Source organism: Heyndrickxia sp. FW510-T9 (assembly GCF_058781025.1).
On sequence record NZ_JBYSWK010000071.1, the window covers coordinates 1 to 17734 of the forward strand.

Annotated in this window: 15 protein-coding genes; 7 read left to right on the forward strand and 8 right to left on the reverse strand. The window is 35.6% G+C overall.

The window, feature by feature from the left end:
- Positions 1–193 precede the first annotated feature (193 nt).
- Positions 194–1252 carry a ribosome small subunit-dependent GTPase A gene (rsgA, locus tag AC3WJF_RS21505; RefSeq protein ID WP_492455883.1) on the reverse strand — a complete coding sequence of 353 codons (1059 nt, stop codon included), beginning with the start codon at positions 1250–1252 and terminating at the stop codon, positions 194–196.
- Between the two features lie 896 nt (positions 1253–2148).
- On the opposite strand from rsgA, the gene pdxK reads away from it, so the two are divergent.
- The 3 genes from pdxK to bshB2 all read left to right on the forward strand — a co-directional run bounded on the left by pdxK (position 2149) and on the right by bshB2 (position 4427).
- Positions 2149–2964 carry a pyridoxine/pyridoxal/pyridoxamine kinase gene (gene pdxK, locus AC3WJF_RS21510; protein WP_492455885.1) on the forward strand — a complete coding sequence of 272 codons (816 nt, stop codon included), beginning with the start codon at positions 2149–2151 and terminating at the stop codon, positions 2962–2964.
- Between the two features lie 407 nt (positions 2965–3371).
- Positions 3372–3719: a YojF family protein gene (locus AC3WJF_RS21515; protein ID WP_492455887.1), complete on the forward strand. Its 348-nt coding sequence runs from the start codon at positions 3372–3374 to the stop codon at positions 3717–3719.
- A gap of 24 nt (positions 3720–3743) precedes the next feature.
- Positions 3744–4427, forward strand: coding sequence for a bacillithiol biosynthesis deacetylase BshB2 (bshB2, locus tag AC3WJF_RS21520; RefSeq protein WP_492455888.1), 684 nt, complete (start codon positions 3744–3746; stop codon positions 4425–4427).
- Positions 4428–4450: 23 nt separating this feature from the next.
- On the opposite strand, the gene AC3WJF_RS21525 is transcribed toward bshB2, so the two are convergent.
- Positions 4451–5002 carry an RDD family protein gene (locus tag AC3WJF_RS21525; RefSeq protein ID WP_492455890.1) on the reverse strand — a complete coding sequence of 184 codons (552 nt, stop codon included), beginning with the start codon at positions 5000–5002 and terminating at the stop codon, positions 4451–4453.
- A 182-nt stretch (positions 5003–5184) separates the two neighbouring features.
- Here AC3WJF_RS21525 and AC3WJF_RS21530 point away from each other — a divergent pair, with 182 nt between their 5' ends.
- From AC3WJF_RS21530 to AC3WJF_RS21540, 3 genes are read left to right on the forward strand one after another with little or no spacing between them, the layout of a single operon-like run.
- Positions 5185–5916 carry an ABC transporter ATP-binding protein gene (locus AC3WJF_RS21530; protein ID WP_492455891.1) on the forward strand — a complete coding sequence of 244 codons (732 nt, stop codon included), beginning with the start codon at positions 5185–5187 and terminating at the stop codon, positions 5914–5916.
- Entirely contained in the window at positions 5906–6913 is a 1008-nt protein-coding gene (locus AC3WJF_RS21535; protein ID WP_492455893.1) for an ABC transporter permease, read from the forward strand. The genes AC3WJF_RS21530 and AC3WJF_RS21535 overlap by 11 nt, the downstream gene beginning before the upstream one ends.
- Before the next feature lie 38 nt (positions 6914–6951).
- Positions 6952–7605, forward strand: coding sequence for a TetR/AcrR family transcriptional regulator (locus AC3WJF_RS21540; protein WP_492455895.1), 654 nt, complete (start codon positions 6952–6954; stop codon positions 7603–7605).
- Between the two features lie 472 nt (positions 7606–8077).
- On the opposite strand, the gene AC3WJF_RS21545 is transcribed toward AC3WJF_RS21540, so the two are convergent.
- Both AC3WJF_RS21545 and AC3WJF_RS21550 read right to left on the reverse strand, forming a co-directional pair.
- Entirely contained in the window at positions 8078–9091 is a 1014-nt protein-coding gene (locus AC3WJF_RS21545) for an ABC transporter permease (protein ID WP_492455897.1), read from the reverse strand.
- Positions 9088–9960 (reverse strand): ABC transporter permease subunit, encoded by an 873-nt coding sequence (locus tag AC3WJF_RS21550; RefSeq protein ID WP_492455899.1) that lies wholly within the window; start codon positions 9958–9960, stop codon positions 9088–9090. The genes AC3WJF_RS21545 and AC3WJF_RS21550 overlap by 4 nt, the downstream gene beginning before the upstream one ends.
- Positions 9961–10267: 307 nt before the next feature.
- Here AC3WJF_RS21550 and AC3WJF_RS21555 point away from each other — a divergent pair, with 307 nt between their 5' ends.
- On the forward strand, positions 10268–11194 hold the full coding sequence (locus AC3WJF_RS21555) for a polysaccharide deacetylase family protein (protein WP_492455901.1): 927 nt from the start codon (positions 10268–10270) through the stop codon (positions 11192–11194).
- Between the two features lie 139 nt (positions 11195–11333).
- Here AC3WJF_RS21555 and recQ read toward each other — a convergent pair whose 3' ends face one another.
- The 4 genes from recQ to AC3WJF_RS21575 form a co-directional block, all read right to left on the reverse strand.
- Positions 11334–13475 carry a DNA helicase RecQ gene (gene recQ, locus AC3WJF_RS21560; protein WP_492455903.1) on the reverse strand — a complete coding sequence of 714 codons (2142 nt, stop codon included), beginning with the start codon at positions 13473–13475 and terminating at the stop codon, positions 11334–11336.
- A gap of 183 nt (positions 13476–13658) precedes the next feature.
- The gene (locus tag AC3WJF_RS21565) at positions 13659–14918 is read right to left on the reverse strand and encodes an ATP-binding protein (protein WP_492455905.1); all 1260 of its coding nucleotides are present in this window, start codon (positions 14916–14918) and stop codon (positions 13659–13661) included.
- A gap of 127 nt (positions 14919–15045) precedes the next feature.
- Entirely contained in the window at positions 15046–15993 is a 948-nt protein-coding gene (locus tag AC3WJF_RS21570) for an L-threonine 3-dehydrogenase (RefSeq protein WP_492455907.1), read from the reverse strand.
- A 283-nt stretch (positions 15994–16276) separates the two neighbouring features.
- Entirely contained in the window at positions 16277–17467 is a 1191-nt protein-coding gene (locus AC3WJF_RS21575; RefSeq protein WP_492455908.1) for a glycine C-acetyltransferase, read from the reverse strand.
- Between the last annotated feature and the right edge of the window lie 267 nt (positions 17468–17734).

Consider the following 17734-nt stretch of genomic DNA (forward strand, 5'->3'; position numbering starts at 1 on the left):
ATTGCTCACCTGTTAAAATCTGTGCTAAATCTGTTGCTATTTTCAGTATTTAAACCTAAAAATCCTTGTCATAATAAGAAAAAGAAGCAAGCGGATTTATATGCTAATTCGCTTGCTAAAACTCATGTTCTTTTTATTTTTCTACCTCTGAACCGAACTACTTAGCACCATACTAAGCTCTTTTATACTCACATCAATACTTTATTTTCTTCTGATTATTAGAAATTTGCTTCCATTTTGCTTTTTCCGCTAATGCAGCACGTTGGTTCTCTTTTCTTTCTAAATAGGCAAGCTCCTTTTGAAGTTTTACATAGCTGTGATATCGGTCAAGATCCAATGTCCCCTCGGAAATCGCTTGTTGAACGGCGCATCCTGGTTCCTTCTTATGAGTACAATCTCTAAATTTACATGATTCGGTTAACACTTCAACATCTGAAAAGCTTTGACTTAATCCCGTATCTGCCTCCCACAGCTGCAATTCACGCATCCCCGGTGTATCAATTAATATGCCGCCATTCTCCAATACTATTAATTCGCGATGGGTTGTCGTATGCCTGCCCCGATCATCACCATCCCGAACCTCTTTGACTTCTTGCTTCCTGTGACCGATTAATGTATTTGTAAGTGTAGATTTTCCTACACCGGAGGATCCTAGTAAGGCAATAGTTTGCCCTTCAAACAAATATGGTGCAAGCTGATCCATACCTACATTTTTTTCTGCACTAATCGGTAGAATAGGTACTCCTAACGCTACTGTTTCTACCTCAGCAATCTTTTCATCTACATCATCACACAAATCCGCTTTACTTAAAATAATAACGGGATTTGCGCCACTTTCCCAGGCAGACAAAATATACCGCTCAATGCGGCGCACATTAAAATCAGCATTTAAGGCGTTCACTAGAAAAATGGTATCGACATTTGCAGCTACAATTTGTTCTTCTGTCGTCTGACCTGCAGATTTTCTTGAAAACTTACTCTTTCGAGGTAGCACTGCATGAATAGTAGCCTTTTGCTCCTCCGGCCGTGCAGAAATTACGACCCAATCCCCTACAGCCGGATAATCTCCACGTCCCATTGCACTAAAACGCATTTTTCCTGATACTTCTGCTAAAAGCTCACCATATTCAGTTAGTACTCGGTATATTTTTTTATGTTCAAGCGCAATTCTTCCAACCTCAAACCCTTGTTCCTTATACTGCAAAAATTCTTCTTCAAAAATTTCATTCCAACCTAATGTTTTTAAATTCAAATGTGATTCCTCCGTTTTTTAAGGTAAAAAAAATAACCGTGCGAACACGGTTTTGTTGAAAAAGGGTATAATACACCCTAATAATATAAAAACCATGAGCCTGTAAATAGCAGCCCATGGTTAAATAACATTAATAAATAAGTTGTCTAATGACTAATTAGTACACATTACATTTTCCACGGACTGCATTATGAAATTAAAATGATTTGTCATATATACATTTGCGTTCATAATACATACCTCCTTTTAAAATCCACTACGTTTTAATAAAACGTACATTTTTGGAAAATGTTTGATTTTTTACACAATCATATTGTATTCGTTTTATTTTTAAAAGTAAAGCCATTTTCAAAAAATAAAAATAATTTTTTACTAGATGTATAGTTTGCTAAATCATTGTCCATAATAGTGATAGACGATGAAACCCCCTCTTGTGGAGAGTGACCTTATTAAAGGACACTCTCTATTTTTTTGCTTATTTTTCGGAAGATAAAAAGGAAAGGTTTGTTACCATAAAAATTATTTATCCCGGTGATCTCTGTCTAGCTACAGGTGAAATTTGTACTTCAATTTCAATAGCGCCTATCGGCTAACGGATTTCTATGTTTCCTCCCTACGATAAGTCAACATCAGGTGAAATTGGTACTTCAAATTTCACTCGGTGAAAATGGTAGTTCAATTTTCAATAGCTCGTGAACTACCTCAGCACGGTTTCCTTTATCTCAGTCGAAAACTACGAAATCCGTACGCCGATGAGCAAGGCGCTTCCGCTTTTCCTGTTTCCATTGTTTTTCAAAAAAATTTGGTTTATTCTAATGTAGAAAGTACATATTATTTGTTCAAACATATGTGAACAATCTATATTTCATCATTGGTAATAGAGGAGGAATCGTAACATGACTTTGAAAAAGGCCTTTACTCTTGCTGGATCTGATTCAAGCGGTGGAGCAGGACTTCAAGCTGATTTGAAAACATTCCAAGAATTAGGCGTTTACGGTATGACAGCCATTACATCGATCGTAACAATGGATCCTACAAATGATTGGCATCATAATGTTTTTCCTATTGATGTAAAAACAGTTGAACCTCAATTAGAAACCATTTTGTCGGTAGGCATCGATGCAATGAAAACCGGTATGCTTGGTTCTGTAGATATTATTGAGTTAGCCGCTAAGAAGATTGACGAGCATAAGCTTGAAAAAGTAGTAATTGACCCTGTTATGGTTTGTAAAGGCGAAGATGAAGTATTAATGCCGGAAAATACAGATGCTATGCGAGAGCTTTTAGTACCTCGTGCAACTGTCGTGACTCCTAACCTATTTGAGGCATGGCAATTAGCCAAAACTGGCCCTATTAAAACCATTGATGATATGAAGGAAGCAGCTGTAAAAATTCATGAATTAGGGGCTAAAAATGTTGTTATTAAAGGCGGCAAACAACTAAATCATGAAAAAGCTGTAGATTTATTCTATGATGGAAATGACTTCATCCTTCTTGAGAAAGAAAAATTAGATACAACTTATAATCATGGTGCAGGCTGTACCTTTGCGGCAGCCATTACTGCAGAGCTTGCAAAAGGCGCACCTGTACAAGAAGCTGTAAAAACAGCAAAAGAATTTGTTACTGCAGCTATTGAACACGGCTTTAAACTTAACCAATACGTTGGTCCAGTTATGCACGGAGCATATACTCGTTTTGTAGCAAATAAATAAATTATTTTTCCTGCGGGTTCCATACCCGCTTTTTCTTTTAAGCTTTTATTTAGCTTTCTGCTATTATTTTTAGTAAAATGTTCACATACTTTAGAAAAGTGGCAGCGCCTTGCTCATCGGCGTACGGATGAGTGAAATTTGTAGTTTAATTTCACCTGAGGAGTCTGCGACTGAGATAAAGGAAACCGTGCTGAGGTAGTTCACGAGCTATTGAAAATTGAACTACCATTTTCACCTGATGTTGACTTATCGTAGGGAGGAGACGTAGAAATCCGATAGCCGATAGGCGCTATTGAAATTGTAGTGCAAATTTCACCTGGACCTAGACAAGACTAGAGTTAATAAATAAATAAATTAACTTACAAACTTATAAAGTCTTTAGTTTTTATGAAAAGGAGGGGAAATCTTTGGAGCCAATCAACACGTCAAAAATTCAAGAAAAAATAAACGAATTTGCAAATCAAGAGATTTACATACATTTAGAAACGACTAATGGAGCCTATGCTTCCCACTTTAATGAATCATTTTTTTCTGCTGGTGCCTATATTCGAAATGCAAAAGTAACATATGAGCATGGCAAAATCACAGGGGATGGCCCTTTCAGAATTGGATTGAAAACAGAAATAGGATGGATTTATGCGGAAGGCATTACCCATTTCGAAATAGATGAACTAAACCGGTTATTGCTTGCTGGCCATGGTTATGACGGCAAACTTGCTGTTGCATTAGAAATTAGCAATACCCCATTTGAATAAATATTTTAAGAAAGGAGATTTCATATGGAAAAAGAACGTCAAGTCTTAGTAGTATTTCCACATCCAGATGATGAAGCATTTGGAGTGTCAGGCACTATTTCTACACACGTTAAAAATGGTACTCCAGTCACCTATGCATGTTTAACATTGGGACAAATGGGCAGAAACTTAGGAAACCCACCTTTTGCGACAAGAGAATCGCTTCCGGGCATCCGTAAAAAAGAATTACTGAAGGCTGCTGAAGTAATGGGAATTCAAGATCTTCGTATGATGGGATTACGTGATAAAACCATTGAATTTGAAGATGACGAAAAAATGACCAACATGATTTCTAATTTAATTGAGGAGTTAAATCCTTCTCTAATCATCACTTTCTATCCAGGTTTTTCTGTACACCCAGATCATGATGCTACTGGAAGAGCCGTTATTCGTGCTGTCAGAAAACTTTCAAACGATGCTCGCCCAAAACTTCATTGTGTTGCATTCTCAAAAGGACATGAAGAAGAAATTGGGAAACCCGATATCGTAAATGATGTCAGTGCAGTAATCGACCAAAAAATTGGTGCAATGAAAGCACACATTTCCCAAACAGGTTGGATGATGGAAGAAAGAGAAAAGAAAGTTGCGGAAAAGGATCCAGAAACATTAGCATGGCTCCAAAAAGAAAGATTCTGGTCCTACCCATGGGATAATGATAAGGTTGAATAAGTTCGAATATCGGACTTATTTTTTTATTTTTTATAAGACATTACACTTGTTCCCGCGATCCAGTCATAAATATTTTTTCTTTGCTTATTCGCCAGGGGAAAGAAAATAAATAGGATTGCCAATATATTTGCTGTAATTAAAATAGAAGTTATAAAACTATTAGAAAAGTGAGATGGTCTCATTGTATTCCATATAGCAAAATGAGAAATCTCCCATGGTATAAATTTAAAGATAGATCGGAAAATAGCCCTGCCAATCCCGACTTGCTCCCCGTTCTTATTCACAACCTGAATGTTCATCTTTATTTTTCCTAAAGTACCTCTCCTGTTTGAGGCTTCCATTAATATGAAATAAAGCATAACAGGTAAGGTAATAAAACAAAATCCCGTAAGTTCAGCGATGAATGGACTTTTGGAAAACAGCTGCAGGAAAAATTGGCGTAATATAAAGGAAAGTAAAACTAATATTATGCCATACCCAATAATCACTAAATAATCTAGTAGAAAAGCATATATTCTCCGTCTGTAAGGGGCAACAAATTGCTTCTTCACTTTATTATTTTTTAAAGGATCCAAAGGACTCCCTCCCATTTAATCTAGTAAATTATATCACGATTAGAACAAACATTCAGAATTCATTGTAGAAACTTTAAACTTATTTCATTGTGAGTGATTACTCACTTTACAAATAACAAAATCCAATTTACACTGTAAACAAATGAGTGATTACTCACTTTTATGAAAAGGAGGGGACTATTATGTCTAATACGCTTGTATCCATTGCAAATGTGAGTAAATGTTTCGGGACCCAACAAATTTTAAAAGATATTTCTTTTACAGTAGGTAATGGAGAAATTTATGGATTATTAGGTCCATCTGGCTCTGGTAAAACAACACTAGTAAAAATGATGATGGGTATAGAGTCCATTACTTCAGGAAACATAAGTATCTCAGGATTTGAGATTCCCTCATTCGAGGCAAAAAAAATAATTGGATATATGGCTCAATCTGATGCACTATATCTAGAGTTAACAGCAAAGGAAAATCTCGAATTCTTTGGTTCCTTGTATGGATTAAAAGGCAAAAAGTTAAAACAGCGCATTCAATTTGTTATGGAAATGGTTGATCTACAAAACCATTTGCATAAAACACTTCACCAATATTCTGGAGGAATGAAACGAAGATTATCACTTGCCATTTCACTTTTACACGAACCAAAACTATTAATCTTAGACGAGCCAACAGTAGGGATTGATCCTGTATTAAGGAAATCCATCTGGAATCAATTTCAAATACTTACCAAACAAGGAACAACCATTTTCCTTACAACTCATGTAATGGATGAAGCCGAAAAATGTGACACATTAGGTTTAATTCAAGGTGGGAAATTGATTGTGAATGATACTCCGGAGAAAATGAAGGAAATGTACGGAGTAAATACTTTAGAAGAAATCTTTTTAGCTGTAGGAGGTGTGACACATGACAATTAAAGCATTTATTATTCGTATCCTTCGGCAGTTTATGCGGGATAAAAGAACACTTGCACTAATGATTTTGGCACCTATTTTAGTACTTACAATGCTATGGGCTGTATTTAATGGGAAAGATTATAAACCGAAAATTGGGTATGTTGAACAAACAACACAACAAATGGTTCCAATCATGCCAAGCAGCTCTTTTCATCCATATAAAAATGAATCGTCAGCAAAAAAATCTTTAAAGGATAATAAAATTGACGGCTACCTTATTATTGGTCCATCCCCTTCTCTCATACTGGAAGGAAGCGACCCTAATGTTAATAAGGCAGTCATCCAGAAGGTACAATCCCTTTTCCAAAGTAAACAGTCTCCAATAGAAATAGAATATTTACATGGCAATAAGGATATGAAATCCTTTGATTATTTCGGACCTGTATTACTCGGCTTTTTTGTCTTTTTCTTTGTTTTTCTCATTAGTGGAGTTTCCTTTTTGCGGGAACGTACGTCTGGGACTTTAGAGAGGTTAATGGCGAGCCCAATCAAAGTATCCCATATGGTATTTGGCTATGTTATAGGGTTTGGAATATTTACGATTATTCAATCTGCTTTAATAACCTCCTACGCTGTCTATGTTCTAAAATTAATGATGGTCGGATCCTTTTTAACCAGTTTGCTCGTTATCCTGCTTTTATCTTTTACTGCATTAACACTTGGAATGCTGCTTTCCGCCTTTGCAAGAACGGAACTACAAATGATGCAATTCATTCCAATTGTAGTCGTTCCACAAATCTTTTTCTCAGGTTTGTTTAACTTAGACACCATCCCAGATTGGTTAAGCTGGATTGGTCCAATTACACCTTTATATTACGCGGCAGATGCGTTAAGAGACATTATGATCCGCGGAGCACATTTTCAAGATGAACTATTTAACATATTAATGTTGGCAGCTTTTTCAGCATTCTTTATCGTTGTAAACATTGCAGCATTGAAAAAATATCGTAAAATATAGGAAGAACTTTATACGGGGCATCGATTGGAGAGAATGCAATGTCTGAACAAAGCGATTTTTTAGATATTCTTTTGGATAATCAAGAGAATATGACGGAAAAGCAAAAGAAAATACTCGAAGCCGCAGTGGAAACCTTTTCTGAAAAAGGATTTGCAGCCACATCTACGAGTGAAATTGCTAAAAAGGCCGGTGTAGCGGAAGGAACAATCTTCCGTCATTATAAAACGAAAAAGGATCTGCTACTATCCATTGTTGCACCAACAATGGCAAAGCTGTTAGCACCATTTCTTATTCGAGACTTTAATAAAGTACTATTAAATGATTATGGTGAATTTGAGGAGTTTTTACGAGCTGTTATTATTAATCGGATGGAATTTGCAAAGAAACATATGCCAATACTTAAAATTTGTCTTCAAGAAATTCCATTTCATCCAGAATTAAAAAATCAATTTATCGAGCATGTTTTTAATAAACTTATTGATCGTTTTAAATACATCGTTGAAAGCTATCAAAAAAAGGGGCAGATTATTGATATCCCACCAACATCTGTCATGAGACTAACTGCCTCCACCATCATTGGCTTTATTTTAGCAAGAACTTTACTGATTAATGAGTCCGAATGGGATGATGAACAAGAAATCGAACTAACGATTCGATTCGTTGTAAAGGGCTTGAGTCCGGATTCAAAGTGACCTTTTTACGAGTTATCTTTTTGGATAACTCGTTATTTATTTCATCTTTGTTTACATGTAATTGATGATTCCCCTGGAGATGCATTTTTACGGGTGCGTTCGGAAGAGGAATACCAACTCACAAATGGTTAACTGTGCTATTTATGTTACCTAAGTTAAAAAACGGCACGATTTTTCCAATTAATCGCACGAAATGGCCTTTGAATAGCACAAATTTTGCTTCCAACGGCACGAAAATACGGTCAAACAGCCCGAATTGTGACTTTAGACCTATCAACACAAAATAAAAAACGATGTGAAAACACTTTTTCCACACCGTTTAATTTATACCATCATGCATTGCTAACGCCATCTCTTACATTTACATCTTCTTGACATTTACAAATTTGTTTAACTTCGTCTTCTACATTCCCGTTGCAAGCTCTTTTTAGCAGGGAGAGATGGTTTAAGCAATCTCCAATTGCCATTGGAATCAAGATATTTTCTTCAATTTATCGATATCAATTTTAAAAGGGACGCTCTCTATTGTTTTTAATTCATGCTTTCTCTTTTTCCTCTTAAAATAATGGGAATGACCTGTAGTTGCTTGTACATATCCTTCAATCATAAAAGAAATAGCCAGCATCGTAACAGCAAAACCAATAATAGGTGTCAATGGAACCCAAGGGGCTATTCGCAAATATCGAAAGGTATTTCCGACCAACCCTGACCATTCATTTGAAATCGAAACAGGAGGATCAGTAGAAAATCCATCACTGTGGTTATGTGTACCTCCGAAAAACAATGCAAAAAGGCCAAGATGTGAAAAAATAATTAAAGCTTGCATCACCTGCTGCCCGAAAACCACAAATATTTTTTCTCGTAAGGCAGGAAAAATATGCTTGTGAATCAATCGGAATTTGCCAGCCCCTAAAGTTCTTGAACAAATTACAAATTCCTCCTGATATACTTTACTCGTTTCATTTCCAATGAAAACAGCAATGACAGGGACAGTTAATAATGCTAGTAAAACAATCTCTATAGTAATTCTTTGAAACATCGTGTTATGAAATCCCTCTGGAGGTTCCATTAACAATGGACTTAAAATATATACAGCTAGAACAGTCAATGGAATAAAATGAAAGGAATCCACTAATCCGTTTATATATTTTTTCTGTTTGCGAAAATAGGTTCCAAGAAATAAACCAATCGGAACAGCTATCACCATCCGTACCACTGCTACTGCGAGTGCTCCTAATATTGTAAATTTCGCTCCAATTAAAACCTTTGCAAACATATCATAGCCTAAGCGATCCGTTCCAAATGGAATATTCCACTTCGGTGATATCGGGGAAGCTTCAATCATATTCCCATGTTTATCATATAACATCCGAATTACTCGAACATGATTATGGGTTATTTCTGAATAAAGAAAGCTACCAGTTAATAATCCTGCTATAAAAATAAAGCCGATTAAAAACAAAGGATTTTTCCATGGACTTTTCATGAGATGGACTCCCCTCCTGTTATTTTTCTCTGAAGGATCCATTCACCCAAGGAATATAATACAAATATAGGGATGAACAGAGATAATAGCGCTATTGTAAAAATCTTCGGATCCATATTATCTGCCAAAAACATGGTGATTCCCTGCATATTAATTAAATATTCTAGAACAAACAAATTGGATAGCATAAACCAAATAGTATTTTTCGATTGAAAGAAGAGACTAATCATGGCATTTCGTAATACATACAATAACACGATGATAAATTTTCTCATGCCTATTGACCTAGCAAGCAAGACATAATCCTTTCCCATTTCCTCTTCTAAAATAATCATACAAATCCGGAATAATTGAATGGTTGGCAAGATTGATAAACAAAAAATCGGAAATAAATAAATTTGTTGTTGACCCAATGTAGCAATATTTGCAACTAAAATTCCTGTTTTTTTGAAAATAAAAATGACTAACAGTTGACTAATCGCAATGATAAATAGATCCGGGATCGATTCTAGCATAAAAAAGAAAAATTTAATCCCTCTGCGTAAACGGTACGGTGCGATGATAGTTAAAATAGACAAAATTAGTGAAATAAGGCTCGCTACTATAAAAGCACTTAATAAAACAATAATAGAATAGACCACTGGACTAATGATGTTAGGAATCAGAGGGAGTAGCTTATTATTATGAAAATATGTAAGCTCGTTTATATGCAACATACCATTTAAAATTTCACTTAGTGACTGCAGGTAACTTCCCCAATCTAAAGTTCCATTATTTAACCCTGTTAAAAGACTTGGCAAGCCTCCAACTAATATAATTCCAATACATGATAAAACGAGTCGTAACAATAGATCCACTATTTTTTTCATGGCAGCCTCCACATTCGCATACCTTGTTTTTCGTTATTTAAATATATAGTATTTAAAAAATATTGTCGATAAATAGCAATTAATTGATAATGCAATCTATAATTATTCCTTATTACAGTGGATAATAGCTTGAGGCTTATGCACCTGCTATCAATATTTACCAGCGAATAAAAATGTCTTGTTAATTCAAACTAATCATAACAAAGACGTTGAAGTACACTTGTATAAAATTTTTGATCATGCATTCCAAGCAAAATAAGTTCTAGATATAATAGATTAGAAGATAAATAGAGAGTAGGATGGTAGTATGGGGCAAAGGGTTGTTTGGTTATTTCTCTTATTGATGGTTACATTAGCAGGATGTCAACCTATTGTTTCTGAACAAAAAGAGCAAAAGGATGTAACAACAAATCACAATACTCAGGAAGTCCATAAGAAAGCAGTTGTTGTTGAAAAGACTGAAATTCATAAGAACGCAGTTGTTGTTGAAAAGACTAAAGCTCATAAGAAAAATCGCACTAATAAAAGGATAGATACTTCGAATTGGATTCCTGTTAAAGGACCTGCACGGATTCCAATTCTTATGTACCATAGTATTTCAACTGGGAATAGTTTACGCGTCCCAGAAAATGAATTCTTTGCGCAAATGAAATGGCTGAAGGAAAACGGATATTACACTCTTTCTCCGGATGAGGCCTATTTAGTTTTAACGAAGGATATAATGCCTACTGAAAAGTGTGTATTAATTACTTTTGATGATGGTTACGTTGATAACTACACGACAGCATTTCCGATTCTTAAACAATTTGGGATGAAGGCAACCATTTTTATTATTGGGAAGGCAATAAATAATAAGGATCATCTAACTACTAAACAAATGGTAGAGCTCGCACAAAATGGTGTATCTATTGAAAGCCATACTATTCATCATCTCAATCTTGATACACTTACTGCTGAGCAGCAAAATAGTGAAATGAAGGGTTCCAAGGAACTTTTGGATCACATGTTTCATCAAAATACTACCTTTTTATGTTACCCAGCTGGCGCCTATAACGCAGAAACATTAACACTTGCTCAGTCAACAGGATATAAAATGGCGGTTACAACTGAACCTGGTGAAGCCTCCCGTGATCAAGGATTATATTCCCTTCATCGTATCCGTATCTTCCCAGGGATGACTATCGAGGGATTTTCCAGTAAACTTACGAATATTAACAATCAAAGTCTATTTTAATCTAAAATCATAAAAAATTTCTCATTTAGTTGTATTCAATTAAGGAAAGATATCCTGAAACTAAACCAAATTGAGTTTATAAAAAGGGAAATGTGGTAAAATCAGCATAAAAGTGCCTTTTACCACATTTCTCCCTTTCTTACTGCTTTTTTTGCAAAAAAGCTCTAATCATAAAGAAGCTAATTTCTTCAGGCAGCAGTTCTTTTATTGGCGTTAGTTTATTTGTATCTGCTTTATTGACGGCATCTGCAATCAAAGACACATATGCAGAAGGAATAAATTGGTCCCACTCAATAGCAAGCCCTTCTTCTGAGCACTTAATAAGATGACCTTCTACCGTTCTAACTGACATCTCACGCTTGCTCGCAATTTCCTCGATGCTCATTCCATCCTGCAATAGGGTATATGTTACATGATGACTTTTCTCCTTTATGCTTTGTTCTCCATCTTCTGACCTTGGACGTTTTACTCGTGAACTCTCTATGTTCCCAGCAAATTTTTGCTCTATACCATGTTGTTCACGATAAGCAAGGATGACAGCCAAAAAGGCACTGCCATACTGGTCAAGTTTTCTTTCTCCAACCCCTTTTATCTGTAACATTTCACTACTAGAAGTAGGCATTCTTATACTCATTTCTTGTAAAGTTTGGTCTGAGAAAATAATATAAGGAGGAATTTTTTCAACAGTAGCCAACTCTCTTCTTAGCTGCCTCAAGTCCTCGAACAATTGGTTATCCTCTACAAGCCGCTTTACCTGAACATTTTCTTTCTTTAATACTGCTACCTCACCCATTAAAACGTTTATCCCTTTATTTGTAATCATTAACACAGGGTAGGCACCATCAGTGGGACGCAAATAGCCTTCTGCTGTTAAATAATCAATAAATTCATTCACTTCTTTTTGAGTCTTTTCTTTCATAATTCCGTAAGTAGAAATCTGCTGGAATCCAAAACTATTAATTTTCTTATCATTTGATCCTGTTAATACCTTCGTAATGAATGTTTTTCCGAAGCGCTCATTCATTCGCTTAATACAAGATAGAACCATCTGTGCATCTCTTGTCACATCGACTTGCTTACGGTTATCCGTGCAATTTCCACATTTTCCGCAAACTCCTGAGTTCTCCTCACCAAAATAATGCAAAATATACTGCTGGAAACAGGTTTCAGTATGACAATAAGAAATCATCTTCCTGAGCTTAGAATATTCATACTCCTTACGCTCCATGTTCATTTCAGATTGATCAATGAAAAACTTTTGAATATGAACATCTTGTGGGGCAAATAATAGAATACACTCACTATCTAGTCCATCACGTCCCGCCCGTCCTGCTTCTTGATAATAAGATTCCATGTTTCTCGGTATATGGTAATGGATAACAAATCTAACATTTGACTTATTAATCCCCATTCCAAATGCATTTGTTGCAATCATAACAGTTATATCATCATACAAAAATTCCTCTTGATTACGGTTTCTTTCAGCCTCCGACATACCAGCATGATATTTCCCTACTCGAATACCTAGATTGTCTAATTGATGATATAGACGTTCCACCTCTTTACGTGTCGCAGCATACACAATTCCCGCCTGGTCTTCATTTTTTTGAATATACTCTTTTAATAATAAATCTCGGTCTTGCCCTTTAATCACTTGGAAAAGTAGATTATCTCTTCCAAACCCCGTTAATATAACATTACTTAAAGGGATATTTAATAGTTCACATATATCATTCTTTACACTTGGGGTTGCTGTTGCGGTTAAAGCCAAAATAGTCGGTTTCGGTTGAATGCGTTGAATTAGCTTTTTAATAAGTAAATAACTTGGACGAAAATCATGCCCCCATTGCGAAATACAATGCGCCTCGTCAATTGCCAACAAAGAGACGTTAACCCGATTGAGAAGTTCAAGAAAGGCTGGTGCTTCGAGTCTTTCTGGAGCAATATAGATCATTTTGTATGCACCTGTCTCAATCCCTCTCAGCCGTTCATCCATTTCACTTCCACTGATAGAGCTATTAATAAAAGTTGCCGGAATACCTATATTTTTCAAAGCATCGACTTGGTCTTTCATTAAGGAAATTAACGGAGAAATAACAATCGTAACACCCGGAAACATTAATGCAGGGATCTGATAGCAAATGGATTTCCCACCGCCTGTTGGCATAATGGCGACGGTATCCATTCCTTGAAGAATTTGATCAATAATGGACTCTTGACCTCTCCTGAATTCTACATAGCCATAGTAAGATTGAAGAATATCTTTTGCTTTGGATAACAAAGTGCTGTCTCCTTTCGAAGGATATTTTTTAACAATGGAAAAAAACTAATGAGGATAATGTGGTGATCAAGGAAGATAGAAGCGGTTCATCAACATTATATACAAAATTTACATAAACTACTAGATTCAATTATTTTTAGCTCCTAGAATTACAAGGGTGAAATGATTTTCACCCTTGTATTATTAAACTCCATTAGGAAGTTTAATGATTACATCTGTTCCAAACCCTTCTTGACTACGAATTTCAAATGAACCCTTATGATCATGAATTATTTTATTACTAATCGTAAGCCCAAGCCCCATTCCTTTTTCTTTCAGTGTAAAGAACGGTTCACCGATTTTTTTCAATCTTTCGGTAGGTATTCCCACCCCTTGGTCAGAGAAGATGATGTGGACCTTGTCCAATGCGCTTTGACATGAAATACTAATAAGCCCTCCATTTGGCATGGCATCCATTGCATTTTTTAAGATATTAATAAATACTTGAATGAGTCCATTACGATCTCCTTCTATTATGCACTGATTATTGACATCCAATTTGATTTGAACATCTTTTAGCAATGCCTCAGGCTTCATAATATTGATAACATATTGAAGAATTTCATTTAATAGAATGGTATTCATTTCACTAGTTTGCGGTTTTGAGAGGGCTAGTAAACCACCGGCAATTTGATTAATACGATCAATTTCAGATACCATTACCTTGGCATATTCCTCTGGCACATTTCCTGATTCATACATTAATTTCGTAAGTCCTTTTATACTCGTTAATGGATTACGAATTTCATGTGCAATCCCTGCAGCTAGTTCTCCAACTACTGAAAGCTTTTCCCGTTTAATCAGAATGGACTCGGCTACTTTTTGTTGAGTAATATCTCTGCCGATTGTTAATAACCCTTTCCTTGAACCATTTTTATAATATAAGGGAATTTTAATAACATCAAAGCTTTTTAGCTCACCTGATGGGACAACAAATGACTCTTCAATCCTTGTTAATTTTCCCCTGCGCCAAACCTCTTTGTCAGATAGATAGCATGCATTAAGACCTTCCTTAAAAAAAGGGGACAATTCTGCTATCTCCAAATCTGTTTTACCAATATAATCAATGTGATCCAATTGATATAACTTCCGCCCAAAATCATTAACCTTTTTCCATCTACCTTCACCATCTTTAAAGGAAATAAAATCTAGAGTAGATTGCATCAAGATTGACCATTTTTCTTCTTCGTCTTCAAGTGTGCAATTTTCTTTATAAAGAAAATAAAATCGCTTTATTAAATACAAGATCATTCCGATTAGGAGACAAATTAGAAAAATCGTACCACCCGTAAACCAGTTAGCATTTTGCAAAAAAATGATTGTATATACAAGACAACCTATATCAAGAAACAAGATAAATAAAAAAATACTCCAATAGATGATAAATGTACGTTGATTTCTCATGTAAATTTCCTATCCTTTTTAAAGATACCCTTACAATACATTTTATCATAAGGATACCAATAGAAAATATGTTTTCTAAGGATCATTAAAAAAGACGTCCAATTTATATTGAACGCCAATTTTAATATTATTTTAACTTTGTTTTTAATTTTTCCAACATATCAACAGACATTTTACTTAAATCATATTCCGCTTTAAAGCCCCATTCCTCTATGGCTGCAGATGGGTCGATCGAATTTGGCCAACTATCGGCAATTGCTTGTCTAGCAGGATCAACATCATAGCTCATTTCAAAATTAGGGATATGCTTTTTAATTTCTGCAGCAATTTCTTCAGGCGCAAAGCTCATTGCTGTAATGTTAAAAGCATTGCGATGCTTAAGCTTGGCAGAATCTGCTTCCATTAATTCGATAATAGCGTTTAAAGCATCTGGCATATACATCATATCCATTTTTGTTCCTTCGCCAATATAGGATGTATATTTGCCGTTTTTAATTGCTTCATAATAAATCTCTACGGCATAGTCTGTTGTACCGCCACCAGGCTCTGCAACATAAGAAATTAATCCTGGAAAACGGACTCCTCTTGTATCAACGCCGAATTTATCAAAATAATAATCACATAATAACTCGCCAGATACTTTATTCACTCCATACATAGTAGTTGGGCGTTGTATTGTATCTTGAGGTGTTTGATCCTTTGGAGTTGTAGGACCAAAGGCACCGATCGAGCTTGGGGTGAAGAATTGGCAATTTAATTCTCTTGCCGTTTCTAACGCATTGACAAGTCCACCCATATTTAAATTCCATGCTAATAATGGATTTTTCTCAGCAGTAGCAGATAATAAAGCAGCCAAATGGATAATGGTATCTACTTTATATTTACTTGCAAGCTCATGCATTTTACTCGCATCTGTTACATCCAAAATTTCAAATGGTCCCGCTTTTACAACATCACTGCCATTATCGCGAATATCTGTTGCAATAACATTATCCGAACCATAAATACTGCGCATTTTCGTCACTAATTCAGTTCCAATTTGACCTAAAGATCCGGTCACAAATATCTTTTTCACGATAAAATCCCCCTGTATTGATAGCTCATCTCGTTGTTTATCCAATATGCTTTAATTAATAAAGTTGTCTACGTCTAGCTACAGCGCCTATCGGCTAGCGGATTTCTACGTCTCCTCCCTACGATAAGTCAACATCAAGTGAAATTTGGAGTGCCAATTTCAATAGCTCGTGAACTGCCTCGCTGTGTTTCCTTTATCTCAGTCGAAGACTACGAAGGTGAAATTAAACTTCAAATTTCACTCATCCGTACGCCGATAAGCAAGGCGCTTCCGCATTTGCTCTTTAAATCAAGCCCATTTCTTTACCAACTTTTTCATATATCGAAATCGCTTTATCAAGCATTTCTTTTGTATGTGCTGCTGTTGGCATATTTCTTACACGGCCAGTACCTTGTGGAACAGTTGGGAAGACAATGGATTTTGCATAAACGCCTTCTTCATAAAGTCTTTTACTAAACTCTTGTGTTGTCTTTTCCTCACCAATAATACATGGAGTAATTGGTGTCTCACTATCACCAATATTAAAGCCAAGATCCTTCAAGCCCTTTTTTAAGTAATTTCCGTTTTCCCATAGTCGATCATTCAACTCGGTGCTGCTCATTAATAGTTCAACCGCTTTTGTTGCTGCCACAACATCTGCAGGTGTCAATGCAGTAGAGAATAAAAATGGACGAGAACGAACTTTTAACCAATCAATTAAATTCTTTTTCCCAGCAACATATCCACCTACAACACCGATGGCCTTTGAAAGTGTACCAATTTGGAAGTCAACCTTGTCTGCAAGTCCGAATTGTTTAACCGTACCTGCTCCTTTCCCGGTTACACCTGAACCATGGGCATCATCTACATACGTAATTAAGTCAAATTCTTCCGCGATTTCGATAATTCCTGGCAGATTTGCAATATCCCCATCCATGGAAAATACGCCATCTGTAATCACCATAATTTTGTTATACAGACCAGATTCTTTCGCTTCTTTGGCTTTTTGACGTAAATCATCCATATCAGAGTGGTTGACGCGAATGATTTTCGCTTTTGAAAGACGGCATCCATCAATAATAGAAGCATGATTTAATTCATCTGAAAGAATCGCATCATTTTTATCCATTACAGCTGAAATAGCTGCCATATTACAATTGAATCCAGATTGATAAGCAATTGCTGCTTCTGTTCCTTTAAATTTTGCTAGCGTTTCTTCTAATTTAATATGAAGATCAAGAGTTCCGTTAATCGTGCGCACAGCTCCCGCACCAACTCCATACTCTTTAATGGCATTGGTCGCTACTTCCTTAAGACGCTCATCTGTTGCTAATCCTAAATAATTATTAGAGGAAAGATTGATTAATTCTTTCCCTTTTACTTTAATTACCGGACCATTTGCACTTTCAACGACATCGATTTCATTATAAAGACCCTTGCCTCTTAAGTCCTCAAGGTTTTCATTTAAAAAATGATCTAATGTTTTACTGGACATATGGATCCCTCCTATAAAATGTAAGCGTTTTATACACAACTGTCCTCTCTGAGTGGACATTAGCTTCTTTCATAATGCTCTATGTATATAATTTATCATAAATATTAATTTTTGTTTATATGTGGAGGACAATATCTTTCTCTTTTCTATTATTTCCATTTGGATTAGCAATTATTGTTCTTGAAGGAAATTTATCTACCAATAAGACCATTGTTTTTTAAAAACACTTTCAATTTTCCGATAACAATTGTAATAATATTTCACAAC